This window comes from Gracilibacillus boraciitolerans JCM 21714, from assembly GCF_000521485.1.
In the GTDB taxonomy this organism is placed as follows: Bacteria; Bacillota; Bacilli; order Bacillales; family Amphibacillaceae; genus Gracilibacillus; species Gracilibacillus boraciitolerans.
The window spans coordinates 12,952-26,882 of record NZ_BAVS01000015.1 but is presented as its reverse complement, the minus strand read 5'-3'; the positions used below and the strand labels follow the sequence as shown (position 1 = coordinate 26,882).

Below are 13,931 nucleotides of genomic sequence, written 5' to 3'. Positions count from 1 at the left end.
TTCAAGTCAATGATAAATATTACAAGCACTTAATAGATTTAAAGCATCGGCATCTTGCTGGTGCTTTTTTTCTGGCATTAGCTCTAGATAATAGTTCTGTGTGGTCTGGATATTGATATGACCGAGTCGTTTTGATACATTTGCAATATCAATATCTTGAGCAAATAAAAATGATGAAACATTTTATTAAATTGGATAAATTCACGATACATAACATTGTCCCTGTTAACTCACAGGTGCATATAATATGAGAATTATGATATTATAATGGTATAATAAATGATTGGAGGTCTTGCCGTTGATTATAAAGTCATCTACCTCGTTAAGAAATGATTATAATACCATTTCTAAAATGGCACATGAGAAAGAGAAACCGGTTTATATTACTAGGAATGGAGAAGGTGATCTCGTTCTCATGAGTATTGATGCATTTGAAAAAAGGGAAGCAATCATAGATTTAAAAGAAAAACTATTAGTAGCCGAAGAACAGCGATTAAGAGGTGATAAAGCGACACCACTTGATTCTGCTTATCAAAGAATCAAGGAGAGAATTGATGACAAGCTTTAATGTAGAACTACTTCCAGCAGCTGATGAAGATCTTGATGATATTTTTACTTATATTTTATTGGATAATCCTGAAGCTGCGAATGAAGTGTTGGATCGTGTGATGACCTCTTTAAAGTATCTTGAAAAATTTCCATATGCTGGTTTAAGGGTAATGGAAGAAAGACTAAAACACTTCGAATTTAGGATGGTTATTTCTGAACCTTATATTGCCTTTTATCGAGTTATTGAAAACACCGTATATATTTATAGAATATTGCATGGAGCAAGGGATTATATTCAGATATTAAGAAACAAAAGGTAATTGATATAATTGTATAAGTCTAGGAAAAAAATACATCAGCAATATGTATATTGATTATTCATAGAGAAATATGTAAAAAGTGACTTCAACTTATTCTATTGTTGAAAGTCACTTTTACATGGAAGTGAATGCATTTATACTGTGTCGCATTATGTAAAGGTCTTCGTTCTTCAGATGTTATGAGTCAGCCAAGTAGGATAAGGTGCGTAAGAAAGCAATGAGTGCTTTTAACGCACCCTAATTCATTGGGCTTCCCCCCCAAAACATATACGAATCACTCGATAGCTTTGCTACTAACGCCACTTGACATTAATCGATGCGAAGATTCTCTCTATGGTGACCAAAAAGGTCAAAAAAATAATAGAGAGGTTGATCTAGATGGAAACCATTTTAGAAGTAGTTCGCATTGAACAAATTATTCGAGAGGCAGAAGAAGGAGTTAGTTACATTATTCGGAGCCCAGAAGATGGAGCAAAGGTAGCATCTCGCTTTATTGGTCGAGATGATCGTGAAGTATTTTTTGTTATGTGTTTAAATACGAAAAATAATGTTATCGCAGTTCATCGTTGTCATGTTGGTTCGTTGAATTCCTCGATTGTACATCCTCGCGAGGTGTTTAAATCTACAATACTTAATAATGCAGCAAGTCTCATCGTCGCACATCAGCATCCAAGTGGTGACATAACACCATCGATGGAAGATATAAACGTTACAAAGAGATTAGTCGAAGCTGGAAAGCTATTAGGCATCGAAGTACTTGATCACTTAGTAGTAAATAGTGATAACAGTTTTACTAGCCTGAAAGAAAGAGGCTATATTTAAAAAGGGAGAAACAATTCCCTTTTTTCTTCAAGATATATGAACAAATACTTTATATGATAATATATAAATAGAGATTAATTAAAATCTATTAAAGATTAGATTATTAAAAGGACGGATTATGACATGAAAACTAAGATTAATGAAGCGATTAAACAAGTTTTACAGCAATTTGATCAAAAGTATTTTATAGGAGAAGTATTAAACAAGAATAAAGTAATTCAGGATTTAGATACGTATGATAAAGAATTACTTGAGGCATTTATTTCGAATGAAACACTAAAGAGCAACTTTACAATTGATATTGCAGGGAATATCATCATGCAAACAAATAAACTCATCGAACTATTTGAAGCAGACGAATACTGGCAAGACTCGTATACAAAATACTCAAAGAAAATTGGTTTAGCAGCTGGTGGGAAATTTATTGATGAATCTACAGATGTTGTATTAGATTTCCCTTATAAAGATACAGTATTAAAAGCAAGTATGAGCAAAGAAGATACAGATAAAGATGATTTACAACCAGACGAGCCATTTTTAAATGAACTCCTCGCGAAAGAGGAAATTGATGTTCTATTAGATAAGAAGATAATAGTAAATGCAAAAAGGTATAGTCAGGAAGGTATCGAAGATGTAAATCATTTTAATAAAGATGATAATTTAATCATAAAAGGAAATAATTTACTGGCTCTACATACTTTAAAGGAAAAATATGCTGGAAAGGTTAAATTAATTTATATCGATCCACCTTATAACACAGGAAAAGATAGCTTCAAATATAATGACCGTTTTAATCGCTCTACTTGGCTAACTTTTATGAAAAATAGAATAGAGGTAGCTCGTGATTTGCTTTCTAATAATGGTGTGTTAATAGTTCAAGCAGACGACAAAATGCAAGCATATCTAAAAATATTATTAGATGAAGTAATGGGTACTGAACAATTCGAAACTTCTTTCTATGTTCAGGTAAGATACGGAAATAAAACCTTGTCTGAGGATAATGACTTCCAAAAGGTCATGGAAATATGCCATGTATATTCAAAAGTTACAGATGAATTTATTCCAAACAAATTAAAAGAGGAATACTCACTTGAAAAGTTTAAATATCGCATTGTGGAAAAAGGAGAACCCAACAAAACAGAGATTATAAATGGGAAAAAAGTTGATATTTTCCAAGAAGGCAACTATGAAATTGAGGAAATAGAACCTAATATCGATGGTTTAAAGGAAACTTGGGCTACGGGTTCATTGATTAGGCAAGGTGGAACAGCAGCTGAATTTCTAAGTAAGTATTTAATAGAAAGAAAAAAGGAAGATGGACTAAAAACATTATATAAAGTGCATAACATGGGTGATGATGGACTCGGTTACAGGTATATTACTGGACCTAGGAGACAAGATGCATTTAGAGGTAAATTCTTTTCTGGCGTTCCTTCAGCAATTAGAGAAGGTGTGATTTCAGGAGAATATTCTAAAGAAAAACCAATTCCAAACTTCTTATATAATTACTTGCAATATGAAGGAGATTTTGGAAATTGTCGACATGAAGGTGGGGTCGACATAGGTGGCGGTAAAAAGCCAGAGATGCTTTTATCCTCATTTATTGATTATTTTTCTGATGAGAATGATATCGTATTAGATTTTTTTGGAGGAAGTGGGACTACCGCTGCAGTAGCACACAAAATGAAAAGAATATATATATCGATTGAACAACTAGAAGATCATGTTGAAAAAATGGTTACACGTCAGAAAAATGTGATAGAGGGTGATAGTGGTGGAATTTCTAAAGAAGTCAATTGGAAAGGTGGCGGAAGTTTCGTTTACGTTGAATTAATGGAGAAAAACCGTGGATTCTTAAAATCCATTCGTGATGCAAAAACACAAACAGAACTTCATAATATATTTGATTTCATGTTAAAAGAAGCGGAAATTGACTTTCGTGTTGATTTAGAAGCGGTTAAAGATACATTATATGAGCTTTCATTTGAGGAGCAAAAGAAAACACTTATTAAAATCATCGATAAAAACCAACTTTACTACAACTATTCAGAAATTGATGATGAAAACGTTCGTGATTTAATTTCAGATGGTGATTATGCATTTAATAAAAACTTCTATGATGAAGGTTGTGAATAACTGTGGCAAAAAAAAAGAAACAACTACCATTGCCTTTATATGATGAAGTCAGGGAACTAAATGAAAGTTTATTTAACGAAGAAGGTTCATGGGAAACACCTGAATACATTAAACAGAACATGGTACATACGTTTAGGTATTATCAAGATGCAGCTTTACGCTTTTTTCATTATTCACAAGCAGCGAATGAGTTTCGTTTTAGGAATGTGAATCATGTACTATTCAACATGGCAACAGGAAGTGGAAAAACAGACTTAATGGCAGGGCTTATTTTATACCTCTATCAAGAACAAGGTTATCAAAACTTTTTATTCCTAGTAAATACAAATGGTGTATTAAATAAAACGATTGATAACCTGACAAATATGGCATCGGACAAGTATTTATATGAACCACAAATTGAAATAGATGGGGGGAACGAATACAAATTAAGCAAGTTCAATCTTTCCCAAAAAATCAAAGTAAGAATACAATCTATTTAAAATTGGCAACTGTCCAACGTGTTGCTGCTGATATTTATACCCAAAAAGAAAATGCAATGGGTAAAGAAGATTATGCAAGGAATAAAGTCGTTATTTTAGGAGATGAAGCACACCATTACTCCGCATCTACCAAGTCGGAAAAAGAAGCGGAACAATCATGGGAAAAAGCAATTTCAACGATTTTAAATGCAAATAAAGACAATCGCTTACTTGAATTTACCGCTACAATTGACTTGGAGAATAAAAATGTTTATGAAAAATACAAGGATAAAGTGTTGTATCGCTATGCACTCGATCGTTTCATCCAAGATAAATATTCTAAGAATGTAAAGCGAATTCAGTCGAGTAATACAGACTTGGACCACATGATGAATGTAGTCTTATTAAGTGAATACAGAAGAAGATATGCATTGGAAGAGCATGGTACATATATAAAACCTGTTATTATGTTTAAATCACAGCGAATTGATGCTTCTAATGAAGCCCACGAACAATTTAATGAGTTAATCGATACGTTAACCGCTGAATCTTTAAAAGCGTTTCTTAATAGGCAAGCACAAATCACTTCTGAAGATGATAGTGAAACATTGACATTTGCACATGAATATTATCGTGAACGTGAGGATGATTTAAGTGAAATAGTCAGAGATATAAAACGGGAACTTGCTCCTAGCCGAATCATTAATGCCAATGACACGAGTCAATCGGGTATCTTAGAAAAAGGTCACTATGAAGCTTTAAATAGCTTAGAAAGTCCAATGAATTTATATCGAGTCATTTTTGCGGTTGCTAGACTTACAGAGGGATGGGATGTATTAAACCTTTTTGATATTGTTCGTTTAAGTGATGACCCAAAAGTAAAAGGAACGAAAGCAACGACTATGTCAGAAGCACAATTAATTGGACGTGGTGCAAGGTATTACCCATTTTTACTAGATGGTGAACGATCATATACCCGCAGGTTTAATGATGATAGTAAAGAAAGCTTGATTTTAGAGACGATTCATTATCATACAATTAATGAACCTCAATACTTGAAGAACTTAGTAAGTGCTTTAGACGAAATGAATTTACCTACTGGTGAAGATAAAAAAAATCCGTTAATTGATGTTAAGGTGAAGCTACATTTAAACGGACGGACGTATGGAAATATGGCAAAATTTATTACAATGAAACCATTGAAGTAACGGATAAATACTACGATTCATTAGAGAAATATGGTGTTGATACAAAAAATGATGTTGTCATTCCATATATATCTGCATTAAAAGAAGTGAGTTATAAAGATACTAAAGTTCAAGAAGACTATACAAACGCTTATAACGTTGCGGTTACATTCGATAAGCGTTATCTCAATAAAATTATGAATCGTTTGTCGTTCTATCATTTCTCTAACTTGAAAAATTATATTCCGCTACTAAATTCAAGAGAAGAGTTTTTACAAGAGAAATGGTTAAATATTTATAATCGAACAATTTATGTTACAATCCCACGAACAATGGATAGTAGTGTACTAACGGCTACTGAAAAGTTAAACATTCTAGAGCGTTACTTTTCTTATGTCGCAAAACAAATAAAATCGGGTTACAGTAAACAACGTGGAACTGGTAAATTTATCGGTTATCCAATTAAAGAGTATATTGCAAACTACCGTAAACGTGTACCAAATTATGACACGGGTAAAACGTTTATGCAGGATAGTCCGCAGACAGTGGATCGTTATGAAATAAAAGAGGATTACTTTGTTTATGATTCCGCGATTATTAACTTAACCGAAAAGCAATTAATCGATCGAATTGCAGAAAGGGTTGCAGGGTTAAAAGAGGAATATTCTGATGTGTATTTAATACGTATGGATGAAAATATGCACCGTGAGTCAGCAAAAAATAATAAATTAAAATTGCATCAGTTTGGTAGTGGGCATGATGAAGTGAATTTGGCAGGGTTCCAACCCGACTTTATTCTTTATCTACAAAACAGTGATTATTTCATTCAGATATTTATCGAGCCAAAAGGACGAAATATGGAAGAAGAACAGTGGAAAGAAGATTTATTAATTTACATTAATGAACACGAAGCTGAGATTATATTTGAAGATGAAATAGAAGATGTGAAGATTAGAGGGGTAAAATTCTATACGATGAATGATGGTAGAGGAACGATTAAACAAATTGGTGAAATTGCTCTTGGGAAAGAATTTAAAGGGTTGAGTGTTGAGAAATAAGTTAAGAAATTTATTTAGACAATGAGGAGTGATAACAATGGATGCTGGGACGATTAGATTACTAGAATTTCTATATCCACCTAAATCAGTATTTCGGATACCTGTATATCAGAGGAAGTATGAATGGACAGAAGAACAAGTAAACAAATATTTTCATGATATAGAAAATATCGCTTTAAATGCTGAAATCGAAGGACACTTTTTAGGTACTGTAGTCTTTGTGAAAAGTTCATTTCCAAATATGGGAAGTGATTATATTATAATAGATGGACAACAAAGAATAACCACGACATTTCTATTATTACAGGCACTTTATAATTCAATTGACAGTGAGAATACGAAGTCAGATATAAAAGAAACCTATTTTGAAAATCGAAATGTTGATGAAGAATTTAAATATAAGTTAATATCAGTTGAAGATGATCGTAAGGACTTTTTAGAATTATTAATTCATGATAAATATGATAGACCTTCAAAAATTCATATGAATTATAAACGATTAATCTATTTAATTCAACATTCCAAGGCTACTAGTGAGCAGTTATTGAATGCGCTCGAAAAAATTAGAATTGTATATATTGAACTTGAACAAGGAATGAGAGAGGAAAATCCACAAGTCATTTTCGAAAGCCTTAATTCTACTGGGCTATCATTAACCGAATCTGATTTAATTCGCAATTTCTTATTAATGAATGAAAAACCATCTGTACAAGAACATTTATATAAGAATTACTGGTTATTAATCGAAGAGTTTTTAACAAATTCAAAAATACCTGACTTCATTAGAGATTATTTAACCATGAAGACTGATAATATACCAAATAAAAATAAAGTATATCAAAATTTCAAATATTATACGCACAAAAACAACCTCAGCAGTGAGGAAATTTTGCGTGATTTACTGAAATTTTCTGGTTATTATGCTGAAATGCTAAATCCAAAAAGTGACAATAAAATTATTCAAAATCACTTGATGATAATCGTTCAATTAAAATCTACTGTTACATATCCATATCTATTACGTTTATTTGACAAATATTATGTAGAAAAACAAATTAGTACAGAGCAATTCATTAATATTTTAAAGATTATCAATTCCTATTTAATTAGAAGAGCTATTGTTAATTTTCCTACAAATGCTTTGAATAAAGTATTCAGTAGTCTTGGAAAAGAAGCAAATAAAAAGAAAGATACTCAATCAGAGGAAGGTTCCGTTGTGGCATATTTATTAAGTAGAACAGGTAGTGCCTTATTTCCGAGAAACGAGAAATTAAAAGACAGTGTTCTTAATGAAGATATGTATAATCGAAATCATCGACTAGTTAAATTGATACTTAGCCAAATAGAAATACAAACGCATAAGGAAATAGTAGATTTTGAAGAAGTGTCTATAGAACATATTTTACCAGCAACATTAACACCTAGTTGGAGGGTAGAGCTTGGTGATAATGCGATTGACGATCACAAATTATATAAAGATGTCTTAGGTAATCTAACGTTGACAAATTATAATGGTGAAATGTCTAATCGATCTTTCAGTGATAAAATTAGTTATTATAAAAATTCAAATATCAAAATAACTAGGGAGCTTTGTGATTATGATACTTGGAATAAGGACTCAATTCATAATAGAGGATTAAAACTATATAGACAAATTATAGATTTATGTCCAATACCTGAAGAAAAAGATAATGTTGGCACAGTAAAGGAAGTTAAGAGTGATACATATTACTCTGTTTTTGAATTGCTTTCTGTAACTGGTAAAAAACCAAAAGCTTTAATGATTGATGATAAAGAGTTTGTAGTTAATTCATGGAAAGATACATTAATTACTTATCTAAAATGGTTAGCTGATTTTGACATCGAACAGTATTTAGAACTTCCTAAACAAAAGTCATTCCAAAAATTATTATCTTATACAGATGAAGTTCTAAGAAAAAGTGAAAATGTTTTAAGTATTTATGTTGAAACGAATTTAAGTGCGCAATCAATTTATAATTATATTAGTTCATTAACGGAATTCTATGACATGGAAGACGATGTGTTTATTCGAATAGATGTATAATATTAATGAAAACCCATATCAACAATTGGCACTCTTAAATGAAATAAAATTAGTAATTGTATTCAACTAACATCCATCACTTTGGTGCAAATTGGTTCAAGTAATGTCAATTTCAATCCTTTTTCATACATTTTTATCCATATAACAATTCCCAAAACGTTGATATAAATGGATTATGATGGAATCAATATACTTAAAATTTATCTGTATATTTCTCAAAACGTTAATATTTTTAAATATCAAGTTTTTAACTACCTTGTCATATTCCTATGACAGGGTGGTTTTTTGTTTTATTGGAAATTGACTTATAAAAGTAGAGACTAGGAATTGGTCTCCTTAGTCTCTAACTAATATTTTCATTAAATAATAGTATTAAGTTCTAGGGCTTTTTCATTTAATATTTCCGACGAGTTCGCGATAGTTTTGTAATCCTCTGATACCTGACTTATCTGCCCGATGCCTTCATGAAGATCTGTTTGTATCAGTGTAGTCCCGTGGGATATGTTTTTAATTTCACTTGTGATATTATCAACGTTATCGTTTACATTTGATATCGATTGTTGCACCATATTCGAAAGCTTCCTTACTTCTTCAGCTACTACTGCAAATCCCTTTCCATGTTCACCGGCATGTGCAGCTTCGATGGCAGCATTTAAGGCAAGAAGATTTGTTTGGGAAGCAATTTGCTTAATTGTTGCTACTATATTTTGTATGTCTTTAGCTTGAGTCTGTAGATTCAGTAAAGTTTCTGTATTTCGAATCGAAACAGCTTCAATTTGATTCATCTTCTTAGTTAATCGCTGCTGGTTTTCTAATCCTCTATTAGCTTTTTCAGATAGTATTTGAGCGGTTTCTTGTAATTCATCAACGAAGCTCTGAATATTTTGTTGCCGATTGGTTATATTCGTAGCTACCTTTAATACACCAATCACTCGGTTATTTTCGAATATGGGCATGTAGGTGGCTTCTAGCCAAATAACATTCCCATACGCATCTTTACGTTCTATTTTTTCCTGATGACTATTACCATTCCAAAGCTTTTGCCAGAACTGTTTGTATTCAGGACTTCTGGAAAAAGTGTCAAAACAAAATTCTTTATGATGTTTCCCGATCAATTGATCTTTACTAGTGTATTGCATTGCTTTCAAGAATAATGGGTTAACTTCAACGACCCGGCTGCTTATATCGAATTCAATAATTGCGAGATTTTGATAGATTGCTGCGAGTTTACTGTCATTACTTGTTTCTAACTTATTAAGTGTGAGTGCCATGAGCTAGCTCCTTTTATATAATGTATAACTTTTGTATAGATAATAGCATAGTACATAGGTAAAAAGATATAAATATGCTCATGTTTATAGTTATACTTAATTATTGGGAAAAAGGATTGCAAAAATGAACACGATTAAGATAATAGTGATTTATGCTTATAGGTTCTTAGTATTCTTATGATTGGGCGAGAATACTTGTAATATAAAGATTGCAATTAAGGTTATGACAGCTATCATATCAGTAAATAAGTTGTGCTGAATAAATAGTAAGGCAGTAATTAATGCAGGATTCGCTCATACCAGTGATATCTTTTTAACAGCCAATTTTGGATAAAGGAAGCAAAGGCAACCATGCCGATCGTAGCCGTGAAAATCGCCCATACCATTTCATACCATGTAACGTCTGTGATTAATAAAATGGTTGGATTTAATGTGAAAACAAAAGGTAATAGTAATGCTGCCGAATCATATTTGAATCCCTGGATCCCGGTTCTTACGGGTCCGGCTTTCGCAATGCCAGCTGTTGCATAGGCTGGTAAATTGATTGGGGGGGTGTATCATCAGCTAAAACACCATAGTATAGAACAAATAGGTGGGCAACCAGAACGTGAACACCCATGTCCGTTAAAATAGGTGCAACAATTGCGGCTAGTACGACGTAGGTTGCGGTTGTCGGTAATCCTAAACCTAAAAATAAGCAGGCAAACATGGTTAATAGCAAGGCAAAATATAATTGGGTGTTATCTGTTACTAAAAAATTTGGCATCGCGTTTGTTAATGTTTCCGAGAAGCCGATAGCAATACTAGTAAACTTCGTTGATAAGCCTGATGTGGTTATAACCCCCAATAAGAATACCTGCTGTTGCACAGGCGACGATTATCGATAAGGCATTACGTGCAGCAGTTTCAAATCCTGTGAGCAATTGCTTCGAACTAAACGTTACAGACGTATTTTCTATTTTCATTTTCTTTTGTGATATGGCAAAAATGAGAGCTAATACTACACTAAGTAAAATCAAAAATAAAATCTCTGGTTTCCATCGAATGGTTTCAGCACTAAAAAAGTTTATGTTTAACAGCCCATTTACGGCTTCCAACCCTTGATTAATGGACCCTATTAAAAACGGAAATAGGATTGTTAGTACAATCAAACCAGATGCCACGACAGAAGTACGTATGAAATTATCTTTAAAACGCTGGACAAATACGGCCAAAACTACCATTACGATAATAGAGAAAAAGGCGGAATTATTAACTGATACTCGAATACCTACTAGAAAATAAAGTAATACCAGGATCGGAATCAATAAATAACCTTGTTGGGCTAATAACCTTCGACCGGATACTAACTCTTGTTTATCGATTCCAACAATGTTGTGTTTCGTTGCCTCAAAATGTACCATAAACAAGATACCAATATAAGCCAATATTGCTGGAATAAAGGCACTTTTAATTATTTCATAATAGGGAATACCAGTAAATTCAACCATTATAAACGCAGCAGCACCCATGATTGGTGGTAAAAACTGGCCACTGGAAGAGGCGGCAACCTCGATTCCTCCCGCTACATGAGGTTTAAAACCGACCTTTTTCATTAAAGGAATGGTGAACGTACCTGTTGTTACTGCATTTGCAGTGGAACTGCCCGAAATACTTCCCATTAATCCGCTAGCTACAACGCTTGCTTTGGCAGGACCACCCTTATATTTTCCGAACATTCGTAAGGCAAGATCAATAAACATTTTTCCTGCGCCAGTAGACTCCAGAACTGCACCAAATAATATGAAGATAAAAACAAATTGAGCGGATGCATAAATAGGGGGGGTCCCAAAAATTCCATTATTACGATAGGTGATTTCATAAACAAATCGTTCAAAATCTCCTCTTGTGTGCTGAAATTGACTTGGTATAAATTCACCTAAAAAGAAATAGGCAATAAAAACGAGCGCAATGATCACTAACGGTTTTCCGACTACACGTCTTGTAGCTTCTAAAACAAGAATGATCAATGCTAAACCAAAAATTAAATCAATATCTGTAGGACGCCCTGACATAATAGACGAAGAGGTCTGATTCTGAATGATGTATACTCCTACAATTAATGAGACTCCAGCAAGTAACAGGTCATACCAGGGAATCTTAACTTGCCGCATCCCTTTTTTTATTGGAAACATACAAAATACAAGGTTTAAACCGATGAGTACATGGATAATTAAGAAAGTTTTGGAGCCGATACCAGGTAAACCAAAACCGGCTACATATAAGTGAAATGCAGATAAGAAGACGCTGATTGTTAATACAACAATGGCCCAGCCACGCCGCAGTTCACGATCACTTCCTTCTAATTCGTTTAGCATCTTTTTATGATTTTTATCCATCTGCTATTCCTCCCTCCCTGATTTCTTTATTCCACCAAGATATTTTTTGGATATTAATTTCGATAAACCTTTTGACAAACGGCTTTTGAGAAAGATGAAAAGTTTCATCCTGAAAGGTAAATGTATGTGGATACAAATTAGAAGGCTTCATTCTTAGAACCCCCTCCATGTATTGGTCGGTTTAAATTTCGCATCACATAGTAGCCATCTTTCATTGACACCTCTCCTTGATGCTGATAAGGGAGGCCTGCACCAAATGACTTTGTCCAACTTTCCATTGTCACAATTTCTCCAGAGTTAGAAAGTTCAAATATTTCCTGAACTGGAGACTTTTCCACGGAATGAATGTATTGATGTGAAAACCGGTCCCCCCCTATCTTTATACTACTCTCCCATAACACTTCCTTTGAGTTCATATCGGTTATAACCAATTGATAATGTGATTGATGGAATAGCTGCACGCCGATAATAATTAGACCAATAAAAGCTATCAAAATCGCTATTTTGGGAAAAAAGGCACCGCTTTTTAGCAATGCCTTCTTCCTACTATATTTATTATTGTTCATCAAAGAATCGCTGGGCTCCTGGATGTAAGTCAATGGACATGCCTTCTTGTGCGGTGTCTATTGTTAAATCCTTTCCGCGTTCATGAGCATTTTCCATCGCACCGATATTGTCAAAAATAGCCTTTACTATTTCATATACTTGGTCTTCAGGCAGCTCATCACTAACAATTAACATCGATTGGGGGAGCAATCGTAGTTGCGGTAGCATCAAAATTTTCATACGTATTCTCATCTAATTCTACTTTGGTGTAGTAGGGGGTATTCATCAATAATTTGATCGATCTTATCTTCGTTAATACTCACAATTTTGATATCAGCACTTGCTGCTAATTCCTGAATACTACCTGTTGGCGTTCCGGCTGTAACAAATGCCGCATCAATATTTCCGTCCTGTAAGTTTGTCGAAGCATCGCCAAAGTCCATCCATTCTTCGTTAATATCATCATACGTAATATCGTGAGCGGCTAATATTTGATTAGCGTTCGCTTCTGTTCCTGAACCAACATCTCCAACTGCGACACGTTTACCCACTAAATCCTTTACGGTTTCAATACTACTATCCGCTAACGTTACGATTTGGATCGTTTCTGGGTAAATGGTAAAGGCACCACTGAAGCCATCAACCACTTCTTCAAACATTTGCGAGCCTTCATGTGCATAGAAGGCAATATCATTTTGGACGAGGGCGAATTCAGCTTGGCCATCACTTAATTCATTCGCATTGACGACAGATGCGCCACTGGAAATACCTGTAGCTGTAACACCGTCAACATGCTCACTGATGATTTCAGCCATTGCTACACCTAATGGAAAATAGACTCCTGCTTCACTACCGGTAAGTACTGTAATATTTTCTACCCATCCATCTGTGTTGCTTTCTTCTGTTGTATCCCCCTCTGTCGTTTTCTCCTGCTTCTCCTTCTCATCTGTTCCTTCCTCTGAGGTGTTACCACAAGCTACTAAAAAGATACCTAGTATACATAACATAATAAACAAACTAATTTTTTTCATTTTCATTCCCCCCCTTAGTATTTTTTATGTGTCGAATCTAAGTTGTATGCCAATCCTTTTTGAGATTACATCCATAATTATCTTGTTTACAGGAAAATTTGGAAGTG

At 33.7% G+C, this 13,931-nt stretch carries 15 protein-coding genes; 8 read left to right on the top strand and 7 right to left on the bottom strand.

The window, feature by feature from the left end; all coding sequences use genetic code 11:
* Nucleotides 1-298: 298 nt before the first annotated feature.
* From JCM21714_RS10425 to JCM21714_RS10400, 8 genes are all read left to right on the top strand, one after another.
* Complete coding sequence (locus JCM21714_RS10425; protein WP_035724075.1) at nt 299-568, top strand: type II toxin-antitoxin system Phd/YefM family antitoxin; 270 nt, start codon at nt 299-301, stop codon at nt 566-568.
* The gene (locus JCM21714_RS10420) at nt 555-869 is read left to right on the top strand and encodes a type II toxin-antitoxin system RelE/ParE family toxin (protein WP_035724072.1); all 315 of its coding nucleotides are present in this window, start codon (nt 555-557) and stop codon (nt 867-869) included. Before JCM21714_RS10425 ends, JCM21714_RS10420 begins: the two co-directional genes overlap by 14 nt.
* Nucleotides 870-1,247: 378 nt before the next feature.
* On the top strand, nt 1,248-1,691 hold the full coding sequence (gene radC, locus JCM21714_RS10415; RefSeq protein WP_084040699.1) for a RadC family protein: 444 nt from the start codon (nt 1,248-1,250) through the stop codon (nt 1,689-1,691).
* A 123-nt stretch (nt 1,692-1,814) separates the two neighbouring features.
* Nucleotides 1,815-3,827, top strand: a complete 2,013-nt coding sequence (locus tag JCM21714_RS10410; RefSeq protein WP_035724071.1) for a site-specific DNA-methyltransferase — start codon at nt 1,815-1,817, stop codon at nt 3,825-3,827.
* Between the two features lie 2 nt (nt 3,828-3,829).
* Nucleotides 3,830-4,309 carry a DEAD/DEAH box helicase family protein gene (locus JCM21714_RS21435; protein WP_235182761.1) on the top strand — a complete coding sequence of 160 codons (480 nt, stop codon included), beginning with the start codon at nt 3,830-3,832 and terminating at the stop codon, nt 4,307-4,309.
* Between the two features lie 2 nt (nt 4,310-4,311).
* Complete coding sequence (locus JCM21714_RS21430) at nt 4,312-5,496, top strand: DEAD/DEAH box helicase family protein (RefSeq protein WP_235182760.1); 1,185 nt, start codon at nt 4,312-4,314, stop codon at nt 5,494-5,496.
* A gap of 86 nt (nt 5,497-5,582) precedes the next feature.
* Nucleotides 5,583-6,533: an HI_1054 family type III restriction endonuclease gene (locus JCM21714_RS21425; protein WP_235182759.1), complete on the top strand. Its 951-nt coding sequence runs from the start codon at nt 5,583-5,585 to the stop codon at nt 6,531-6,533.
* 37 nt (nt 6,534-6,570) lie between these two features.
* A complete protein-coding gene (locus JCM21714_RS10400) occupies nt 6,571-8,598 on the top strand; it encodes a DUF262 domain-containing protein (RefSeq protein ID WP_035724068.1) in 2,028 nt (675 codons plus the stop codon).
* Between the two features lie 359 nt (nt 8,599-8,957).
* On the opposite strand, the gene JCM21714_RS23345 is transcribed toward JCM21714_RS10400, so the two are convergent.
* The 7 genes from JCM21714_RS23345 to JCM21714_RS10375 form a co-directional block, all read right to left on the bottom strand.
* Nucleotides 8,958-9,869 (bottom strand): methyl-accepting chemotaxis protein, encoded by a 912-nt coding sequence (locus tag JCM21714_RS23345; protein WP_035724067.1) that lies wholly within the window; start codon nt 9,867-9,869, stop codon nt 8,958-8,960.
* A gap of 493 nt (nt 9,870-10,362) precedes the next feature.
* The gene (locus tag JCM21714_RS23015) at nt 10,363-10,716 is read right to left on the bottom strand and encodes a TRAP transporter large permease subunit (RefSeq protein WP_035724066.1); all 354 of its coding nucleotides are present in this window, start codon (nt 10,714-10,716) and stop codon (nt 10,363-10,365) included.
* Nucleotides 10,673-12,247: a TRAP transporter permease gene (locus JCM21714_RS18355; protein ID WP_268748341.1), complete on the bottom strand. Its 1,575-nt coding sequence runs from the start codon at nt 12,245-12,247 to the stop codon at nt 10,673-10,675. The genes JCM21714_RS23015 and JCM21714_RS18355 overlap by 44 nt, the downstream gene beginning before the upstream one ends.
* Entirely contained in the window at nt 12,240-12,398 is a 159-nt protein-coding gene (locus JCM21714_RS20155) for a hypothetical protein (RefSeq protein WP_158413501.1), read from the bottom strand. Before JCM21714_RS20155 ends, JCM21714_RS18355 begins: the two co-directional genes overlap by 8 nt.
* A complete protein-coding gene (locus JCM21714_RS10380) occupies nt 12,385-12,813 on the bottom strand; it encodes a DUF1850 domain-containing protein (RefSeq protein ID WP_035724065.1) in 429 nt (142 codons plus the stop codon). Before JCM21714_RS10380 ends, JCM21714_RS20155 begins: the two co-directional genes overlap by 14 nt.
* Nucleotides 12,803-13,045 carry a TAXI family TRAP transporter solute-binding subunit gene (locus JCM21714_RS23010; RefSeq protein ID WP_268748340.1) on the bottom strand — a complete coding sequence of 81 codons (243 nt, stop codon included), beginning with the start codon at nt 13,043-13,045 and terminating at the stop codon, nt 12,803-12,805. Before JCM21714_RS23010 ends, JCM21714_RS10380 begins: the two co-directional genes overlap by 11 nt.
* On the bottom strand, nt 13,042-13,824 hold the full coding sequence (locus tag JCM21714_RS10375) for a TAXI family TRAP transporter solute-binding subunit (RefSeq protein ID WP_268748339.1): 783 nt from the start codon (nt 13,822-13,824) through the stop codon (nt 13,042-13,044). The genes JCM21714_RS23010 and JCM21714_RS10375 overlap by 4 nt, the downstream gene beginning before the upstream one ends.
* Nucleotides 13,825-13,931 lie beyond the last annotated feature (107 nt).

Bases quoted from the DNA above. Each gene is read 5' to 3' on its own strand.
- JCM21714_RS10380 (WP_035724065.1), bottom strand. From the start codon at position 12,813: ATGAACAATAATAAATATAGTAGGAAGAAGGCATTGCTAAAAAGCGGT.
- JCM21714_RS10375 (WP_268748339.1), bottom strand. From the start codon at position 13,824: ATGAAAAAAATTAGTTTGTTTATTATGTTATGTATACTAGGTATCTTT.
- JCM21714_RS23345 (WP_035724067.1), bottom strand. From the start codon at position 9,869: ATGGCACTCACACTTAATAAGTTAGAAACAAGTAATGACAGTAAACTC.
- JCM21714_RS10420 (WP_035724072.1), top strand. From the start codon at position 555: ATGACAAGCTTTAATGTAGAACTACTTCCAGCAGCTGATGAAGATCTT.
- JCM21714_RS18355 (WP_268748341.1), bottom strand. From the start codon at position 12,247: ATGGATAAAAATCATAAAAAGATGCTAAACGAATTAGAAGGAAGTGAT.
- JCM21714_RS10410 (WP_035724071.1), top strand. From the start codon at position 1,815: ATGAAAACTAAGATTAATGAAGCGATTAAACAAGTTTTACAGCAATTT.
- radC (WP_084040699.1), top strand. From the start codon at position 1,248: ATGGAAACCATTTTAGAAGTAGTTCGCATTGAACAAATTATTCGAGAG.
- JCM21714_RS20155 (WP_158413501.1), bottom strand. From the start codon at position 12,398: ATGAAGCCTTCTAATTTGTATCCACATACATTTACCTTTCAGGATGAA.
- JCM21714_RS10400 (WP_035724068.1), top strand. From the start codon at position 6,571: ATGGATGCTGGGACGATTAGATTACTAGAATTTCTATATCCACCTAAA.
- JCM21714_RS23010 (WP_268748340.1), bottom strand. From the start codon at position 13,045: ATGAGAATACGTATGAAAATTTTGATGCTACCGCAACTACGATTGCTC.